Genomic DNA, 12,393 nt, shown 5'->3' on the forward strand with positions numbered 1-12,393 from the left:
TCGACTCCCTGACCGGCGCCGTGGGGTCTCAGGCCGAGACGACGACCGACCGCTTCATCGCGTGTTGGGTCTTGACTCGAAGCCATAGAAGGGTCCCCGGCATCCCCGTTCCGGGGGCGCGAGCTGCACTCGCGCAGCGGCGACGGAGCGCCGCCCAGAGGTTCGGCCGGCGGTGCCGGCCGCTGATGTTCGCCCGTTGAGCTCACGCTTCTTTGCCGTGAAGCCTTCGGCGGCTCCCTCCGCTTCGCTGCGCTCGTAGCTACCTACGGGCTCCGTTCAAGTGGCTGCGCCACCGGCTCCTCCGAGACTTTCGGCACGCGGTCGCTGCGCTCCCTTATTTCGCGCCGAAACTCCCTCCACCGCCGCCCTCCGGGTTGCACTGCGCCCTTCGGTTGCTAAGGCGGAGAACCGCCTTCCTTACCGTTATTTCCGTGGATCCGGGGCAGTTGTAGGCTCCGGAACGCGCCAGGGGTCCCGGGTATGGCTGACCGCCTTCAGCCGCCTGATGGCACGCCATGATGAGCCGCCCGGGACCCCGCAACGGCAGGACCGCTCATTGAGACACGCGACCAGATCGCCCCGTAAGGACATGCCGGCACGGTCGTTCACGGCGCACCGCACCCCTCAACGGAAGGACCCTGCATGCCACAACTCTGGGCCGGTATCGACGCCGGCAAGACCGAACACCACTGCGTCGTCATCGACACCAACGGAACCAAGCTGCTCTCGCAACGGTTCAAGAACCGAGAAACGGCGATCCTGACCCTGATGGGCGACGTCGCATCGCTGCCGGGCGGCACCGACGTCGCCTGGGCGACGGACCTGAACTACGGCGGGACAGGGCTACTGCAAACACTGCTCAGCTCGCACGCGCAGCCACTGTTCTACATCTCGGGCCGAGTCGTACATCACGCCTCGGGCGCTTACCGGGGCGAGGCGAAGACGGACGCGAAGGACGCGGTCATCATCGCGGATCAGGTGCGAACGAGGCGAGACGTGACTCTGATGCGGCAGGCCGACGAGTTCACCGCCGAGTTGCGACTGCTGTCCTCGCGTCGGGAGGATTTAGTGCACGACCGCACTCGCACCGTGAATCGGCTTCGCGCGATCCTGGTTCGCTACTTCCCGTCGCTCGAGGGAGCGTTCAACTATGCGACGACCAGGGGACCTCTGGTACTGCTCACCCGATACGCGACGCCCTCCGCGATCCGGCGCATGGGCGAGAGCCGTTTGGCGTCGTGGTTGAAGGGGCAGGGGTGCTGGAAGTCTGCGGCCGTTGCAAAGGCGGCGGTCGATGCTGCTCGCGAGCAGACCTCGGTAGTTGTGGGGGAGGGGGCAGCGGCGCGGCTGGTGGGTCGCTCCGCTCGTGACCTGCTCCGCATCCGCGACGAGCTCGCTGAGCTCGAAGCGGAGATCGACGCCGTTCTGGCAGGCAGTGCTTGCGCAGATCTGCTGGTGTCAGTTCCAGGATTCGGGCAACGGCTCGCCGCGGACTTTCTTGCCGCGACCGGCGCCGACCTCGCCGCGTTCCAGAGCCCCGACCGGCTCGCTAGCTTCGCCGGCCTCGCCCCCGTGCCCCGCGACTCCGGCAAGATCTCCGGCAACCACCACCGCCCCCGACGCTACGACAGGCGGCTACTCAACGCCTGCTTCCAGTCGGCGTTCATCGCGGCCAGAACTTGCCCCGTCTTGCGCTCGTTCTACGAACGGAAGCGACAAGAAGGCAAATCGCACAAGCAGGCGCTGATCGCTCTCGCCCGACGACGCATCAACGTGATCTGGGCAATCTTCCGCGACCAGACCGTCTACAGACCGACGCCGACACAGCTACAGGTTCAAGGCTGTGTACCCGAGTCAGATGATCCAGATTTAATCTGGGTGGAATATGGTGCTTGCTGCAAAATCCGGCCAACGTTCTTACCTCAGTCAGACGAACAGGGGATTTTGCTAGAAGGCAGACGCCCGACTGTGCGGCGCGCAGTTGGTGCTCTGGTGGAGGAGAAAGACGGTAACGACCAGTTTTGGTCGATCTCATGGTCTGACACGGCCGGGTGATCGTGATCGAACAACATGGGGTGGAGCTAATTGAGCGGAGGGACGAGGCCTGTGGCCCCGCCCCTCCGCTCTTTCCGTCTTCGAATTTCGGCTAACCGCCTTGCGTCATTCGAGCGCGTGAGGTGAGGTTAGCGCCTGTCTGTTAGCACGCACACGCCAGAAAGCGCCGGCCGCTGAAGCGAGCAAGAGAAATGCTCCCGCTCCAAGCATCCACGGATCCATCCCGTAATACCAGGGGCGCCGGTCGAGGACTGTCATACCTCCAGCAGCGCCCTCGCCGGTCGCTTCGGAATTTTTGATTGACTCTGCAAAACGCGTCGAGACGATGCTTGCGACCTCATTCAATGAAGTCGTGTATGGAACTTCCCTCGCCGCGGACTCGTTCAGCGCCGACACGGAACCGTCGCTGACCGCGTACCACGCCTCAATCGTGGGGTCCGACACCAGAACGGATTTCTCGCTGAGGGCTTGCAGTGCGCCCACCAACTCAGTGTCGTCGTTGTAGCCAGCGAGCTCCGCCTTGCTGTCCGACGTGGGACGCCAGACCCGATACGTGCCGACCGGTTCTCCATCCGGTCCGAGGATCGGAGCGAGCCACTCCTCGAGAGGCGAGGTTGGGGTGTTGGATGCCTTTCCTGAGATCAAGTCGGAACTCCACAAGTTCACCTGATGGGGAGTCCCGAACGAGCTAGCCGAGGAGAAGTCGGGAACGCCCGTTTCGTCCACCGTCACCAGTGTTTCATCCGCAGTTCGCAGCTTTTCAAGTGCTTCGGTGGAGTAGGCAGCTTGCACATCCGACGGGATGCCTTCAGTTGCTGCCTGTGCGGTCGCAAGCGAACCCAAGCTGAACGCTACGGCCAGAGCTGATCCGGCGACGATTCGAGTTAGGTTTCTCATAATCAGTTCGCCGCCCCGTAAAGAGTGTCTGTCCATTTGTGACCGCCGCCAGCCACCATCCAGGAGTAGGTGTTCGATTGGTACGAGGAATTGAGCGGGTTCATGTACGACACCGTGGATACCGAGTTGTCGTAGCCACGGATTACCACGATGTGACCAGTCGATCCGCCTGTGTTGTCCCAGCCCCATCGTGCTACCGCTGGCCGGTTCACGTTCAGATCACCCTGAATGTTGGAGAAAGAACGCGATCCCGAGCTGATTGAGCCGGGGTTTGCGAGGCCCGCGGAAACGAGAATGCTGTAGATGTTCCCGAGAGTCCCGGTGTTGTTCGGGCAGGTAGATCCGCCTTTGCCCCACTTGTATGCGGTGCATTGAGACGGGTTACTTCCGGCATGGTAGCTCGTCAGGGATTTACCCGCGGCGACCCAGCACCAGTTGCTCTGCTCCTGTACCACAACAGGGGAGCCCACATATCTGCTGGCAGCCTGCGCGGCAACCGCCCCGCCGCCGAGGATCGCCATTGCGAGAATCACTCCGAGAGCGATACGACTTCGCAGCCACTTATTCGTTTTTGTGTTTTTCAAGTGAACCAACCATCCTCATTGATACGTCGGATCTTTCTACAAGCGGCAACGTACTCCCGAGCAACGTCTGAGTACCAGATTCTTATAACCTGAAATTTTGGACAGGTTCGCGTCCACTCGTGATCGCTGCAGGTGGTGGCTTGTTCGAAGGACCAGGGAGACCGGGTTGCGGCCTGGACCTCGTTCGAGTACCCCTCCGAAGGATCGCGAGCGCGCCGAGAGCGCATGCTCCGTGGGGCTGCAGCCGTCGCGACGAGCTTCGCGATTCACAGCCGTGGGCGAACGAGTGGACGCCGAGCTCCGCTCGGCGCGGTGTTGAGCGCTGTGCGCATTTTGCCTGGAAGCCTTCGGCAGCGTACGGGCCTCCGGCGTCCACGCAAGCCGCTGCGCGGCCGGCTCCTCCGACGTTCTCGGCACGCGGTCGCTGCGCTCCCTCCCATCGCGCCGACAACCTCTCCTCCGCCTCCCTCCGGGTTGCGCTCCCACCTCCGACCCTGCTCGGCACTACGTGCCTTCCAGGCAAGAAAACGCTGGGAGAGAACGAAGAACAGATGAGCCTGAACGCCCCCGCTGGCTTGACAAATCTGATTGAGAATCACGGCAAAAAAACGATGAGGAAGAGGAAGAACATGCAGCAGATCACCACCGTCAGCACCTTCGTCCCGGCCGCAAACGAGGACGGGATGCAGAGCCAGTTGCGCCGGATCGCCGAGCGCGACGTCGACCTCTCGGGCATGGCACGCAACGGGTGGGCGCTGGCACACACCGCCACGATCCCCGGCCCCGAGGGCGCCATGTTCGTGGACACCCTCACCCGCACCGAATCCTGACCCGCACCACCACCACCGAGGAGGAAACGCCATGTCTGACACCATCACCACCAGCCCCGCGGCGCAGGAGCCGACCCTCTGGGGCGCGGTGGCCGAGTTCGCGTCCGTGTTTTCCCACGGGGACACCGCCGACGAGCTGGCCGTCCGGCTCAGCTGCTGCGAGGTCGACGCGCTGGCCGGACTCCTGCGAGCATTCGGACAGGGCGAGGCCGCGGACCTGTGGATCGCGGAGCACGCGACCGGCGACGACGAGGGCGACGCCCACACCCCGGAAGGTGCGAGAGGATCGCGATGATGCAGCAGAAGCAACTTGGCCTGGTCGTCTACTCGAAGCCGTCGTGCATGCAGTGCACCATGACCTACAGGGTGCTCGATAAGAAGGGCATCGAGTACACCGTCGTGGACATCACCACGAACCCCGAAGCGCTCGCGTACATCACCGAGGAGCTGGGCTACTCCGCCGCCCCGGTTGTCGTCGCGAGCGATCAGGACCATTGGTCGGGGTTCCGCCCGGACCTGATCGAGAAGCACGCAGCGTGAGCGGCCCGGACGCCTCGGGCGACGAGTACCGGGCCGGGTATCTCGCCGGGCGCGCTGACCGGCAGGGCGAGGTCGATTGGTTGGAGAACGAGGCGGATCGGTACTACCGCATCGCCTACGGCGACGAGCGGCGTCTCCCGAGCGTCGCTGTAACGCGCGCCGAGCTCGAACAGCGCAGGGCGCTGTCCGAGCCGCCCGTCGAGGTCACCCGGCGCGACGCTCTCGCGTCCTGGGGCATCGAGACGCCCCCCACTGACACCCCCGCGGCTGATGCCGCAGACGAGATCCCGCCGACGTCGACGGGACGACTCACGAATCGAACGAGCAGGAGAAGGCAGATGAGCACCAGGACGATCACCGGGAACCTCGCCACCGACCCCGAGGCGGTGCAGGCGGGCCGCGTGCAGATCGTGAAGCTGCGCGTGATCGAGAACACCGGAGAGTTCCGCGGAGGGGAGTGGACCGCGCACGAGGCGCCGACGACGCACTTCGTGGAAGCGAAGTTCGAGCTGGGCGAACACGTGCTCGCCTCCCTCCACAAGGGCGACGGCGTGATCGTCGTCGGCTACGAGCACACTGTCGCTTGGGGTGAGGGAGAGAACCGCCGCACGGGACGCGTGATCGAGGCCGACGCGATCGGCCCCAACCTCACCCGCGCAACCGCCGTCGTCACGACGGCCGCGCCGCGAGCTCGTCTCAACGAGCGCTGAGCCCGTCCGGGAACTGCTCTACCAGTCGCGACGCGAACTGAGGCGAGGCGGTGCCGGGTTCTCAGGAGGAGCCGGGAAACGGAAATTGCGGTAGCTGCGCTGCGGAACGAGGCGTCGCCCCGCTTTGGCCTTGTCGAGCCAGTCCACCAGCTCGGCCACGTCCTCCTCGCGCATGCCCTCATGTAGGCAGCGAGCACGGAAGGCAGCGGTGTTCACCGGCGTCCACCGGTGGCGGACGTGCATGAGGTCGGCCTTGAACTGAGCTTGTTCGTTCCACTTGAGGTGGTTGCCGTAACCCTTGGCCATCATCGCGAGGTACTCGATGATGCCGACGACGCTTGGCGGGAGTTCTTCGGAATCCATACCGAAGAAGTACCAGCAACCGCCGACACTCAAGGCCTGCCCTGTCCTGCGTCCTTGCAAGCGCATCAGCGGGCGCGAGCTAGCTCGCGCAGCGGCGACGGAGCACCGCCAAGAGGAAGCCGCTTTGCGGCTCGTTTCTTGGTTTTCTTCACCTCTCCGCGGTTTCAACCTATTTCGCTCCTGCGGCTGCGTGCCACCGATCCCGGACGCGCCCTGCGGGCTTATTTCGCCCGTGATCGGCGTCACTCCGCCGCCTCCACTCAAACGGTTTTCCCCGCCGGAGAGGCAAAGAAAAACGATCAGCCAGAGGGAGCACCCAGACCATGCAGACCAGCACCGTTCCGCGGACCACGGCGAAGACCTACCCCACCCTCGCGAACACCCGCGCCGTCAGTGTGCGCGTCGAGGGCACCGATCCGAAGACCACGCCGTCCGTGCTCGTCACGCGCCGCCCGTCGGGTCGGTGGGAGGCGTGGCACTCCGACGAACTGCACGGCTTCACCAGCGGCTCGTTCCGCATGTGCGTCATGTACGCCCGCCGCGCTGCGATCCGCCGTCACGGCCAGACCGTCACCCGCTGAGAGGAACAAGCCATGACTCGCACCGATACCGGCCGCGCCACCGCCGCCCAGCTCGACCTCATCCTCACCACCCGCCGCGATGAGTCCGACGAGGACGCCGCCGCCACCGACGCCGAGATCCTCGCGCACATCCGCAACACGCTCACCCTGCCGGGGGAGGGAGGCCCCGGAGGGTTCCCCGTCACCGACGACGGGACCGACTACGCGGCCGCGCTGATCGCGTACCTAGCCCCGACCGAGACGCCCGCGCGATGAGCGCCACGACCCTCAACCCGGTTCTGCGCCAGCTGCGCGAAACCGCGGCGCTCCTGCGGAAGCCGCAGGCGCAAGTCGCCGCGAACTGGCTCCGCACGCCCGCGATGCTCACCTACTCGGAGGCTATGAGCGTCGGCATCACCGCTGAGCAGCACGCTCACGCCGTGCGCGTCATCCGCCGTCTCGCCGAGACCATCGACACCTCGAGCGCCGGACCCGGCCGGTGACCGGTGGCGGGCCGGCCTTCGTGCCGGCCCGTGAGGGGCGACCCCCTCACACACCCCGGTGTTCCCCTCCGGGGGCGCGAGCTTCTGCTCGCGCAGCGGCGACGGAGCGCCGCAACGAGGAGCCGCTACGCGGCGCGCTTTGGAGGTTTTCTTCACCTCTCCGCGGTTTCAACCTATCTCGCTCCGCCGGCTGCGTGCCGTCTCTCTCGGACGCGGTCGCACGCTCCCTTATTTCGCCCGAGAGAGCCGTCACTCCGCCGGCTCCACTGAATTGGTTATCACTCGCCGGAGAGGCAAAGAAAAACGATCAGGAAGAGACAAGGGACATGCCCCGCAACCAGGGTCCGGGACCACAGAGCCTGCCGTCTCGATGATCACACACCGATTGAGGAGAAACCATCGTGACTATCACCCTAGGAACCGGGACCATCCAGCACGTCGCACCCGGAGACCTCATCATCGAGGCGAACGTGCGCACCAGCGCCCCGGTCACGCCCGAGTTCATCGCGTCGATCCGCGAGAACGGCGTCATCACCCCTGTTCTCGCCCGCCGCGACGAGCACGGCAACGTCATCGTCCGCGCCGGACAGCGCCGCACCCTCGCCGCCCGCGAGGCCGGAGTCGCCACCATTCCGGTCTACGTCGTGGAAGGTGACGAGACGACCGCCCACCGGATCGTGCAGCAGATCATCGAGAACGACCAGCGCGCCGAGTTGAGCGTCGCGGACCGCACCGCCGCGTGGGCGCAACTCTCCTTCGAGGGCGTGTCCGCCGCAGCGATCGCGAAGCGCACCGGCACCAAGACCGCGACCGTGAAGAAGGGCCTGGCCGTCGCGGAGTCCGTGACCGTCACGTCCGTTCTCCACGAGCACGAGCTGACCCTGGACCAGGCCGCGGTGCTGTTGGAGTTCGAGGAGGACGAGCAGACCCGCGGACAGCTGATCAAGGTCGCGACCACCGATCCCGCCCAGTTCGTCCACACCGCGCAGCGCGCCCGCGACGAGCGAGCCCGCGCACAGGTCAAGGCCGCCGCGGAAGCCGAGCTGACCGCCCGCGGCTTCGCGATCCTCGACAGCGAGGTCTACTACGGCGACACCAGCCACACCCACATCCGCGACTGCCGCAAGGAAGACGGCTCCCGCGTGGACGCCGCGGACATCGAGAACGTCGAGGGACGCGCCGCCTACGTCCAGATCGTGTTCACCGGCAAGAGCGCCGACGTCAGCTACTACCTCACCGACCCCCGCGCCGCGGGCTTCCGCAAGGAGGGCGGGAACACCGCCGGACCGATGACCGACGAGCAGAAGGCCGAGCGTCGCATCCTCATCTCCTGCAACAAGGCGTGGAACGCGGCCGAGACGGTGCGCCGCGAGTGGATCGCCTCGTTCCTCCCCCGCAAGACCCTCCCGAAGGACGCGGACCGGGTGATCGCCCTGGGCCTCACCGTGCACCGCTTCTCGGTGTCCTCCGGGATGACGGGCGGCAACGCTCTCGCGCACACCCTCCTCGGGATCTCGCAGCCCTCCGGCTTCCACGCCGACGCTCTCGGCGCGCTGGTCGAGGCGAACCCGGCGAAGGCCCGCCTGGTCGCGCTGGCCGTCGTTCTCGGAGGGCAGGAGGCGAACACGAGCAAGGAGTCGTGGCGCCGCGGCGACGAGCGCGCCGCCGCTCACCTCAGCCAGCTCGCGGCCTGGGGCTACGCGCTCTCCCCGGTCGAGCAGGTCGTCACCGGCGACACCACCGCCGCCGACGCCGCGGGCCTGAGCTAGCCCGCTCCGCAGGGACTGGCGGCCGCCGGTCTCCGCCCTCCCGCTTCGACTAGGTAGAAAGGCTCACCATGACCACCTCCACGACTCCCGCTGTCGACGTCGACGTGTGGGGACACACCCCGGCGCTGCGCGACGCGCAAGCCACGGTCGACGCCGCCACCGCCTCCGGCGACCAGGCCGCAACCGCCGCCGCCGCACGAGCGCTCATCGTCGCCGCGGCAGCGCACGGCTGGCCCACCGCGACCGCTCTCGTGTTCAAGTACGAGACGACCGGCCCCGTCGCCCGAGTCTGGGGACTCTGGCGAGTCCTCGACGCCGACCGGACCGTGCTGCGCTCCGACGACCCCCATCCGACGATGGATGAGTCCGAGGAGGAGTTGGTCGCCCTCGACCTCATCACCAACCGCCGAGCGACCCAGGAGTACACCGACTTCGGGAAGCCCATCGGTTCCACCGTGTTCATGCTCCACGCGATCGCTCTCTGAGCGTGTGTGCGGGCCGACCCGAAGCGGGTCGGCCCGCACGAGGGGGAGAGCCCCCTCGACCCCCGGTTACGCGTGGTGAAACGGCTGCCCACGCTCGAGCGGTAAATAGCCACGGTCCGGACCACACCATGCAGTTAGCGATCAGCGCAGTGAGCACGAGCTTGGACCAGACCTTCGCCATGCGCCGACCCTTGCGCCGGAGGGTGGACGTATCCGCCGGCCGGTGAAGGAGAATGGATCATGCCTATTCCCGTGTCTATCAGCGTTGATGAGTTCCCGGCCTTGAATGAACAGTTTTACGAGATGGCGCCGCACCGTTATCTCGATTCGCGGTTGACGGCTCTGCTGCTCATGGTGGGTGAGGCGGACGATCGAACTCGTCGTCCCGCGTCTCTTCGTTTCGGATCAATCACTGGTGAGCCCGACGAGCTCAGCACGCAGGAGCGCAGCGAATACGCAGCAATCGAATCGACGGTGCTTCTGCACCACGCCTGCGAAGCGCTGCTACGGATCTACCTCGCTCACGCGCACTCGAACCCCTGCCCGTGGATCGCGCTGTCGGAGTTCACGAATCCCCGCGCGTTCAAAGACGCAGTCCGCAAGCTGCGCCGGGACCTCGAGCAAGAAGAGACGATTGCGGACCTGCTTGCGGTTTTTACCGGCTCGCCTGATAGGTCGATTTTCATAGATCAGACGGAGGAACGATGGGCGAACCATCGTGAGGCCCTGGTCCTGCTTGTGCATCATTGCGCGGACGTCTTCTTGGACCAGGCCAACATCTACAACGCTGCCAAACACGGACTCGCGCTTGGCTCCCAGGAGGTCGGGATCAGCTTGAAACCACCAGGAGATGTGCCAGCGCTGGAACGAAACGGCCCCACCCTCAACTACCTTGAAACGGCAGGCCCACCCCACGACAAGCACTGGCGTCGAACCCTCCAGTTCGTGCAACCGGATACGAACGTCGGGTGGGTGGCGCTCATCCTGAGGGAGATCAGAGTGCTCTGGTCCATCGCTCGCCACCGCCGCGTGCGTGGAGTCGAGGAAGTGCACATCACGTTCCTAGAGGTCGGAGCGGTGAAGGAACTTTCGCGACAGGAGACTCCCAACGCCATGAACCTCTCGGGGTTCTCGGAACGGCTCCACGGCGAAGAGCCACCCCCGGCGGCCAGCGGCAGAGGCGCTCGCTAGCCGCGGACGCCAGGACGACGTGGCTGACAAACCACCAGAAGGCGAGAGGACAACTGGTTGAACTCGGTTGCAAGGCAGGCGTGCCTTCGCGTGGCGTCCCGGTCTGATCTGATAAGACTAGAGGCTGCGATTGTTTTGTACGTAAATATGGAGGAGTGGTCCTATGGCTCAGAAAATGACTCTCGTTGACGACCTTGACGGTTCCCCGATCGAGGATGGCGGCGGCACCGTCCGTTTCTCGATCGACGGCGCGAACTACGAGATCGATCTGTCCGAGAAGAACACGGCCCAGCTGACGCAGGCGCTTGAGAAGTACGTGTCCGCAGGCCGTCGCGTCCGCGCCGGCGGCAGCTCCACCCCCACGGTGAGCGCGAAGAAGAGCGACCCGCAGCGGCTGAAGGCGATCCGCGAGTGGGCGAACGAGAACGGTCACGAGGTGTCCAACCGCGGCCGCATTTCCGCCGAGATCGTCGAAGCGTACGACGCCGCGAACTAGCACCGGCCGCCGGCCCAGCTCACCGTGCGAGAGCTGGGCCTTGCGCGAACGGCTGCTGAGGGAGATGCGCGGCGAGTAGGCCAGTCAACAGAAGAAGTCAGACCGCAGGGCAACGTAAGCCAAGTGGGTCATCGGCGGCGCGGTCGCGGCCGGTACGATTTCCCCGCGCAAATGTTCCGGTTCTCGATCACGCCCACGACCGCCAGCCCCACCGCCACGGCCAGGATCAGCGCCCAGCCGAGGACGTTGAACCACTCACCGGTGAACGCCGCGTACGTCTGCTCGCCGGCGATCGCGAAGAACATCACCGACGCCCCGAACCACACCATGCCATTCGCGAACAACGCGGTTCGCGCCAGAGGAGTGCGGGGAGCGGTCATACCGTCAGCGTCCCACGACCGACGGAGGACTGTCTCCCCTCCCTCTAAGCTCCGGGCATGGTCCCGCCACTCGTCCGCAAGATCGTCAACAAGCACGAGCGCGACATCCGCTCGATGCAACGCACCCTCTTTACCGACGCAGGAGAACGGATCACCTCACAACCCGGGCTCACCGACGCCCAGCTGCACGAGCTCGCACACGCTCGCGCACGACAGCTCCCACGCCTCAGGGGACGGTCGCTGACCAACCGGCGCGCCGAGGTATCCGTCCTCATGGACCGCGGACCCCCCGCGGAGCTCGAACCCGACTCCAGCGCCGACCCAACGCACTCGCTGGTCAGCGTGTCCGCGAAGGGCCTCAACCTCCTCGTCGGCAACTCCGAGGTCCTCGAACCGGACGAGTGCACCGCCTGGGCGCAAGCCGTCGTGGGGGAGCAGGGGGCAACGCGCCTCTACGCAGCCGGCGCCCTGTCCGGCAGCAACGACAAGCGGCTCTCCACGTTCTACTTCTACGTGTTCACAGGCCAGGACGGCCGCGCCGTCGACAAGCCGGTCGGCTGGTCGCTCAAGCTTGAACCAGTCACTACGTAGAACCGCGCACCCAATCCGTCACACGCCCGACTTGGTGGGCGGCGTCGTACGCTTCCTGGACGGGTGCGGCGATTCGGCCGCGAGGCGACACCTCATGACTGTGTTCAGCGGCCCAGTCCCAAATGGCCTCCAAGCATTCGGGTTGCTCTTCCCTCGAGCGGAGAATGTGGCGGGCGTACTGATGCCGCGCACCGGTCGGCCAGCGGAAAAGTACCCCTCGAACACGCGTCGCAACTCGGCGGTGTTCCTCTCCGACAGGTCGACCTCGAAGTTCGCGCCGTCAACGGAGAAAGCGATAGTCCCACCGTCATCCTCGATGAGGAAGCCGTCCAGGTCATCTATAAGGAACAGCTTCTGCTCCATCAGGTGTGTCTCCAAGCAAGATCAAGAGTGACTACTCTCTTTGTAGCAGCCAGCTGCTCGCGCGCGAGGACCTCCT

Annotated in this window: 17 protein-coding genes and 2 pseudogenes; 13 read left to right on the forward strand and 6 right to left on the reverse strand. The window is 65.5% G+C overall.

Annotated elements, in window-relative coordinates; all coding sequences use genetic code 11:
• Positions 1–642 precede the first annotated feature (642 nt).
• Positions 643–1,824: pseudogene (locus tag C5C36_RS13910) on the forward strand (IS110 family transposase); the annotation flags it as partial.
• A 336-nt stretch (positions 1,825–2,160) separates the two neighbouring features.
• Here the strand turns inward: C5C36_RS13910 and C5C36_RS17340 are convergent.
• Both C5C36_RS17340 and C5C36_RS13915 read right to left on the reverse strand, forming a co-directional pair.
• Entirely contained in the window at positions 2,161–2,952 is a 792-nt protein-coding gene (locus C5C36_RS17340; protein WP_146085337.1) for a hypothetical protein, read from the reverse strand.
• 2 nt (positions 2,953–2,954) lie between these two features.
• Positions 2,955–3,485 (reverse strand): C39 family peptidase, encoded by a 531-nt coding sequence (locus tag C5C36_RS13915; RefSeq protein ID WP_146085338.1) that lies wholly within the window; start codon positions 3,483–3,485, stop codon positions 2,955–2,957.
• A 602-nt stretch (positions 3,486–4,087) separates the two neighbouring features.
• Between C5C36_RS13915 and C5C36_RS13920 the strand changes: the two genes are divergently transcribed.
• Genes C5C36_RS13920 through C5C36_RS17345 form a run of 4 tightly spaced genes read left to right on the forward strand, consistent with a single transcriptional unit; the run spans position 4,088 to position 5,616 of the window.
• The gene (locus C5C36_RS13920; protein ID WP_146085339.1) at positions 4,088–4,366 is read left to right on the forward strand and encodes a hypothetical protein; all 279 of its coding nucleotides are present in this window, start codon (positions 4,088–4,090) and stop codon (positions 4,364–4,366) included.
• 31 nt (positions 4,367–4,397) lie between these two features.
• Complete coding sequence (locus tag C5C36_RS13925) at positions 4,398–4,661, forward strand: hypothetical protein (RefSeq protein ID WP_219814900.1); 264 nt, start codon at positions 4,398–4,400, stop codon at positions 4,659–4,661.
• Positions 4,658–4,906, forward strand: a complete 249-nt coding sequence (gene nrdH / locus C5C36_RS13930; protein ID WP_308470905.1) for a glutaredoxin-like protein NrdH — start codon at positions 4,658–4,660, stop codon at positions 4,904–4,906. The genes C5C36_RS13925 and nrdH overlap by 4 nt, the downstream gene beginning before the upstream one ends.
• Positions 4,903–5,616: a single-stranded DNA-binding protein gene (locus C5C36_RS17345; protein ID WP_146085340.1), complete on the forward strand. Its 714-nt coding sequence runs from the start codon at positions 4,903–4,905 to the stop codon at positions 5,614–5,616. Before nrdH ends, C5C36_RS17345 begins: the two co-directional genes overlap by 4 nt.
• Before the next feature lie 18 nt (positions 5,617–5,634).
• On the opposite strand, the gene C5C36_RS13940 is transcribed toward C5C36_RS17345, so the two are convergent.
• On the reverse strand, positions 5,635–5,979 hold the full coding sequence (locus tag C5C36_RS13940; protein ID WP_146085341.1) for a hypothetical protein: 345 nt from the start codon (positions 5,977–5,979) through the stop codon (positions 5,635–5,637).
• Between the two features lie 323 nt (positions 5,980–6,302).
• Between C5C36_RS13940 and C5C36_RS13945 the strand changes: the two genes are divergently transcribed.
• From C5C36_RS13945 to C5C36_RS13975, 7 genes are all read left to right on the forward strand, one after another.
• Positions 6,303–6,560, forward strand: coding sequence for a hypothetical protein (locus C5C36_RS13945; RefSeq protein WP_104309900.1), 258 nt, complete (start codon positions 6,303–6,305; stop codon positions 6,558–6,560).
• A gap of 12 nt (positions 6,561–6,572) precedes the next feature.
• Positions 6,573–6,815, forward strand: a complete 243-nt coding sequence (locus C5C36_RS13950; RefSeq protein ID WP_104309901.1) for a hypothetical protein — start codon at positions 6,573–6,575, stop codon at positions 6,813–6,815.
• Positions 6,812–7,042 (forward strand): hypothetical protein, encoded by a 231-nt coding sequence (locus C5C36_RS13955; RefSeq protein ID WP_104309902.1) that lies wholly within the window; start codon positions 6,812–6,814, stop codon positions 7,040–7,042. The genes C5C36_RS13950 and C5C36_RS13955 overlap by 4 nt, the downstream gene beginning before the upstream one ends.
• A 401-nt stretch (positions 7,043–7,443) precedes the next feature.
• Positions 7,444–8,811 carry a ParB/RepB/Spo0J family partition protein gene (locus C5C36_RS13960; RefSeq protein WP_104309903.1) on the forward strand — a complete coding sequence of 456 codons (1,368 nt, stop codon included), beginning with the start codon at positions 7,444–7,446 and terminating at the stop codon, positions 8,809–8,811.
• Between the two features lie 68 nt (positions 8,812–8,879).
• Entirely contained in the window at positions 8,880–9,296 is a 417-nt protein-coding gene (locus C5C36_RS13965) for a hypothetical protein (protein WP_104309904.1), read from the forward strand.
• 240 nt (positions 9,297–9,536) lie between these two features.
• A complete protein-coding gene (locus C5C36_RS13970) occupies positions 9,537–10,487 on the forward strand; it encodes a hypothetical protein (protein WP_104309905.1) in 951 nt (316 codons plus the stop codon).
• A 163-nt stretch (positions 10,488–10,650) separates the two neighbouring features.
• Complete coding sequence (locus C5C36_RS13975; RefSeq protein WP_104309906.1) at positions 10,651–10,983, forward strand: Lsr2 family protein; 333 nt, start codon at positions 10,651–10,653, stop codon at positions 10,981–10,983.
• 128 nt (positions 10,984–11,111) lie between these two features.
• Here the strand turns inward: C5C36_RS13975 and C5C36_RS13980 are convergent, their stop codons facing one another.
• The gene (locus C5C36_RS13980) at positions 11,112–11,363 is read right to left on the reverse strand and encodes a hypothetical protein (RefSeq protein ID WP_146085343.1); all 252 of its coding nucleotides are present in this window, start codon (positions 11,361–11,363) and stop codon (positions 11,112–11,114) included.
• Between the two features lie 57 nt (positions 11,364–11,420).
• On the opposite strand from C5C36_RS13980, the gene C5C36_RS13985 reads away from it, so the two are divergent.
• The gene (locus C5C36_RS13985; RefSeq protein ID WP_104309908.1) at positions 11,421–11,954 is read left to right on the forward strand and encodes a hypothetical protein; all 534 of its coding nucleotides are present in this window, start codon (positions 11,421–11,423) and stop codon (positions 11,952–11,954) included.
• Here C5C36_RS13985 and C5C36_RS18275 read toward each other — a convergent pair.
• Together C5C36_RS18275 and C5C36_RS18280 are read right to left on the reverse strand one after the other, a co-directional pair.
• The gene (locus tag C5C36_RS18275) at positions 11,947–12,087 is read right to left on the reverse strand and encodes a hypothetical protein (RefSeq protein WP_374954351.1); all 141 of its coding nucleotides are present in this window, start codon (positions 12,085–12,087) and stop codon (positions 11,947–11,949) included. The two genes, C5C36_RS13985 and C5C36_RS18275, sit on opposite strands and share 8 nt — an antisense overlap.
• Before the next feature lie 47 nt (positions 12,088–12,134).
• Positions 12,135–12,317: pseudogene (locus C5C36_RS18280) on the reverse strand (histone-like nucleoid-structuring protein Lsr2); the annotation flags it as partial.
• Positions 12,318–12,393 lie beyond the last annotated feature (76 nt).

This window comes from Rathayibacter sp. AY1G1, assembly GCF_002932095.1.
Taxonomy (GTDB): domain Bacteria; phylum Actinomycetota; class Actinomycetes; order Actinomycetales; family Microbacteriaceae; genus Rathayibacter.

Excerpts from the sequence above, each read along its gene's own strand:
- C5C36_RS17340 (WP_146085337.1), bottom strand. The coding sequence starts at position 2,952 with ATGAGAAACCTAACTCGAATCGTCGCCGGATCAGCTCTGGCCGTAGCG.
- C5C36_RS13920 (WP_146085339.1), top strand. The coding sequence starts at position 4,088 with ATGAGCCTGAACGCCCCCGCTGGCTTGACAAATCTGATTGAGAATCAC.
- C5C36_RS13925 (WP_219814900.1), top strand. The coding sequence starts at position 4,398 with ATGTCTGACACCATCACCACCAGCCCCGCGGCGCAGGAGCCGACCCTC.
- nrdH (WP_308470905.1), top strand. The coding sequence starts at position 4,658 with ATGATGCAGCAGAAGCAACTTGGCCTGGTCGTCTACTCGAAGCCGTCG.
- C5C36_RS13940 (WP_146085341.1), bottom strand. The coding sequence starts at position 5,979 with ATGGATTCCGAAGAACTCCCGCCAAGCGTCGTCGGCATCATCGAGTAC.
- C5C36_RS13945 (WP_104309900.1), top strand. The coding sequence starts at position 6,303 with ATGCAGACCAGCACCGTTCCGCGGACCACGGCGAAGACCTACCCCACC.
- C5C36_RS13950 (WP_104309901.1), top strand. The coding sequence starts at position 6,573 with ATGACTCGCACCGATACCGGCCGCGCCACCGCCGCCCAGCTCGACCTC.
- C5C36_RS13955 (WP_104309902.1), top strand. The coding sequence starts at position 6,812 with ATGAGCGCCACGACCCTCAACCCGGTTCTGCGCCAGCTGCGCGAAACC.
- C5C36_RS13965 (WP_104309904.1), top strand. The coding sequence starts at position 8,880 with ATGACCACCTCCACGACTCCCGCTGTCGACGTCGACGTGTGGGGACAC.
- C5C36_RS13970 (WP_104309905.1), top strand. The coding sequence starts at position 9,537 with ATGCCTATTCCCGTGTCTATCAGCGTTGATGAGTTCCCGGCCTTGAAT.
- C5C36_RS13975 (WP_104309906.1), top strand. The coding sequence starts at position 10,651 with ATGGCTCAGAAAATGACTCTCGTTGACGACCTTGACGGTTCCCCGATC.
- C5C36_RS13980 (WP_146085343.1), bottom strand. The coding sequence starts at position 11,363 with ATGACCGCTCCCCGCACTCCTCTGGCGCGAACCGCGTTGTTCGCGAAT.
- C5C36_RS13985 (WP_104309908.1), top strand. The coding sequence starts at position 11,421 with ATGGTCCCGCCACTCGTCCGCAAGATCGTCAACAAGCACGAGCGCGAC.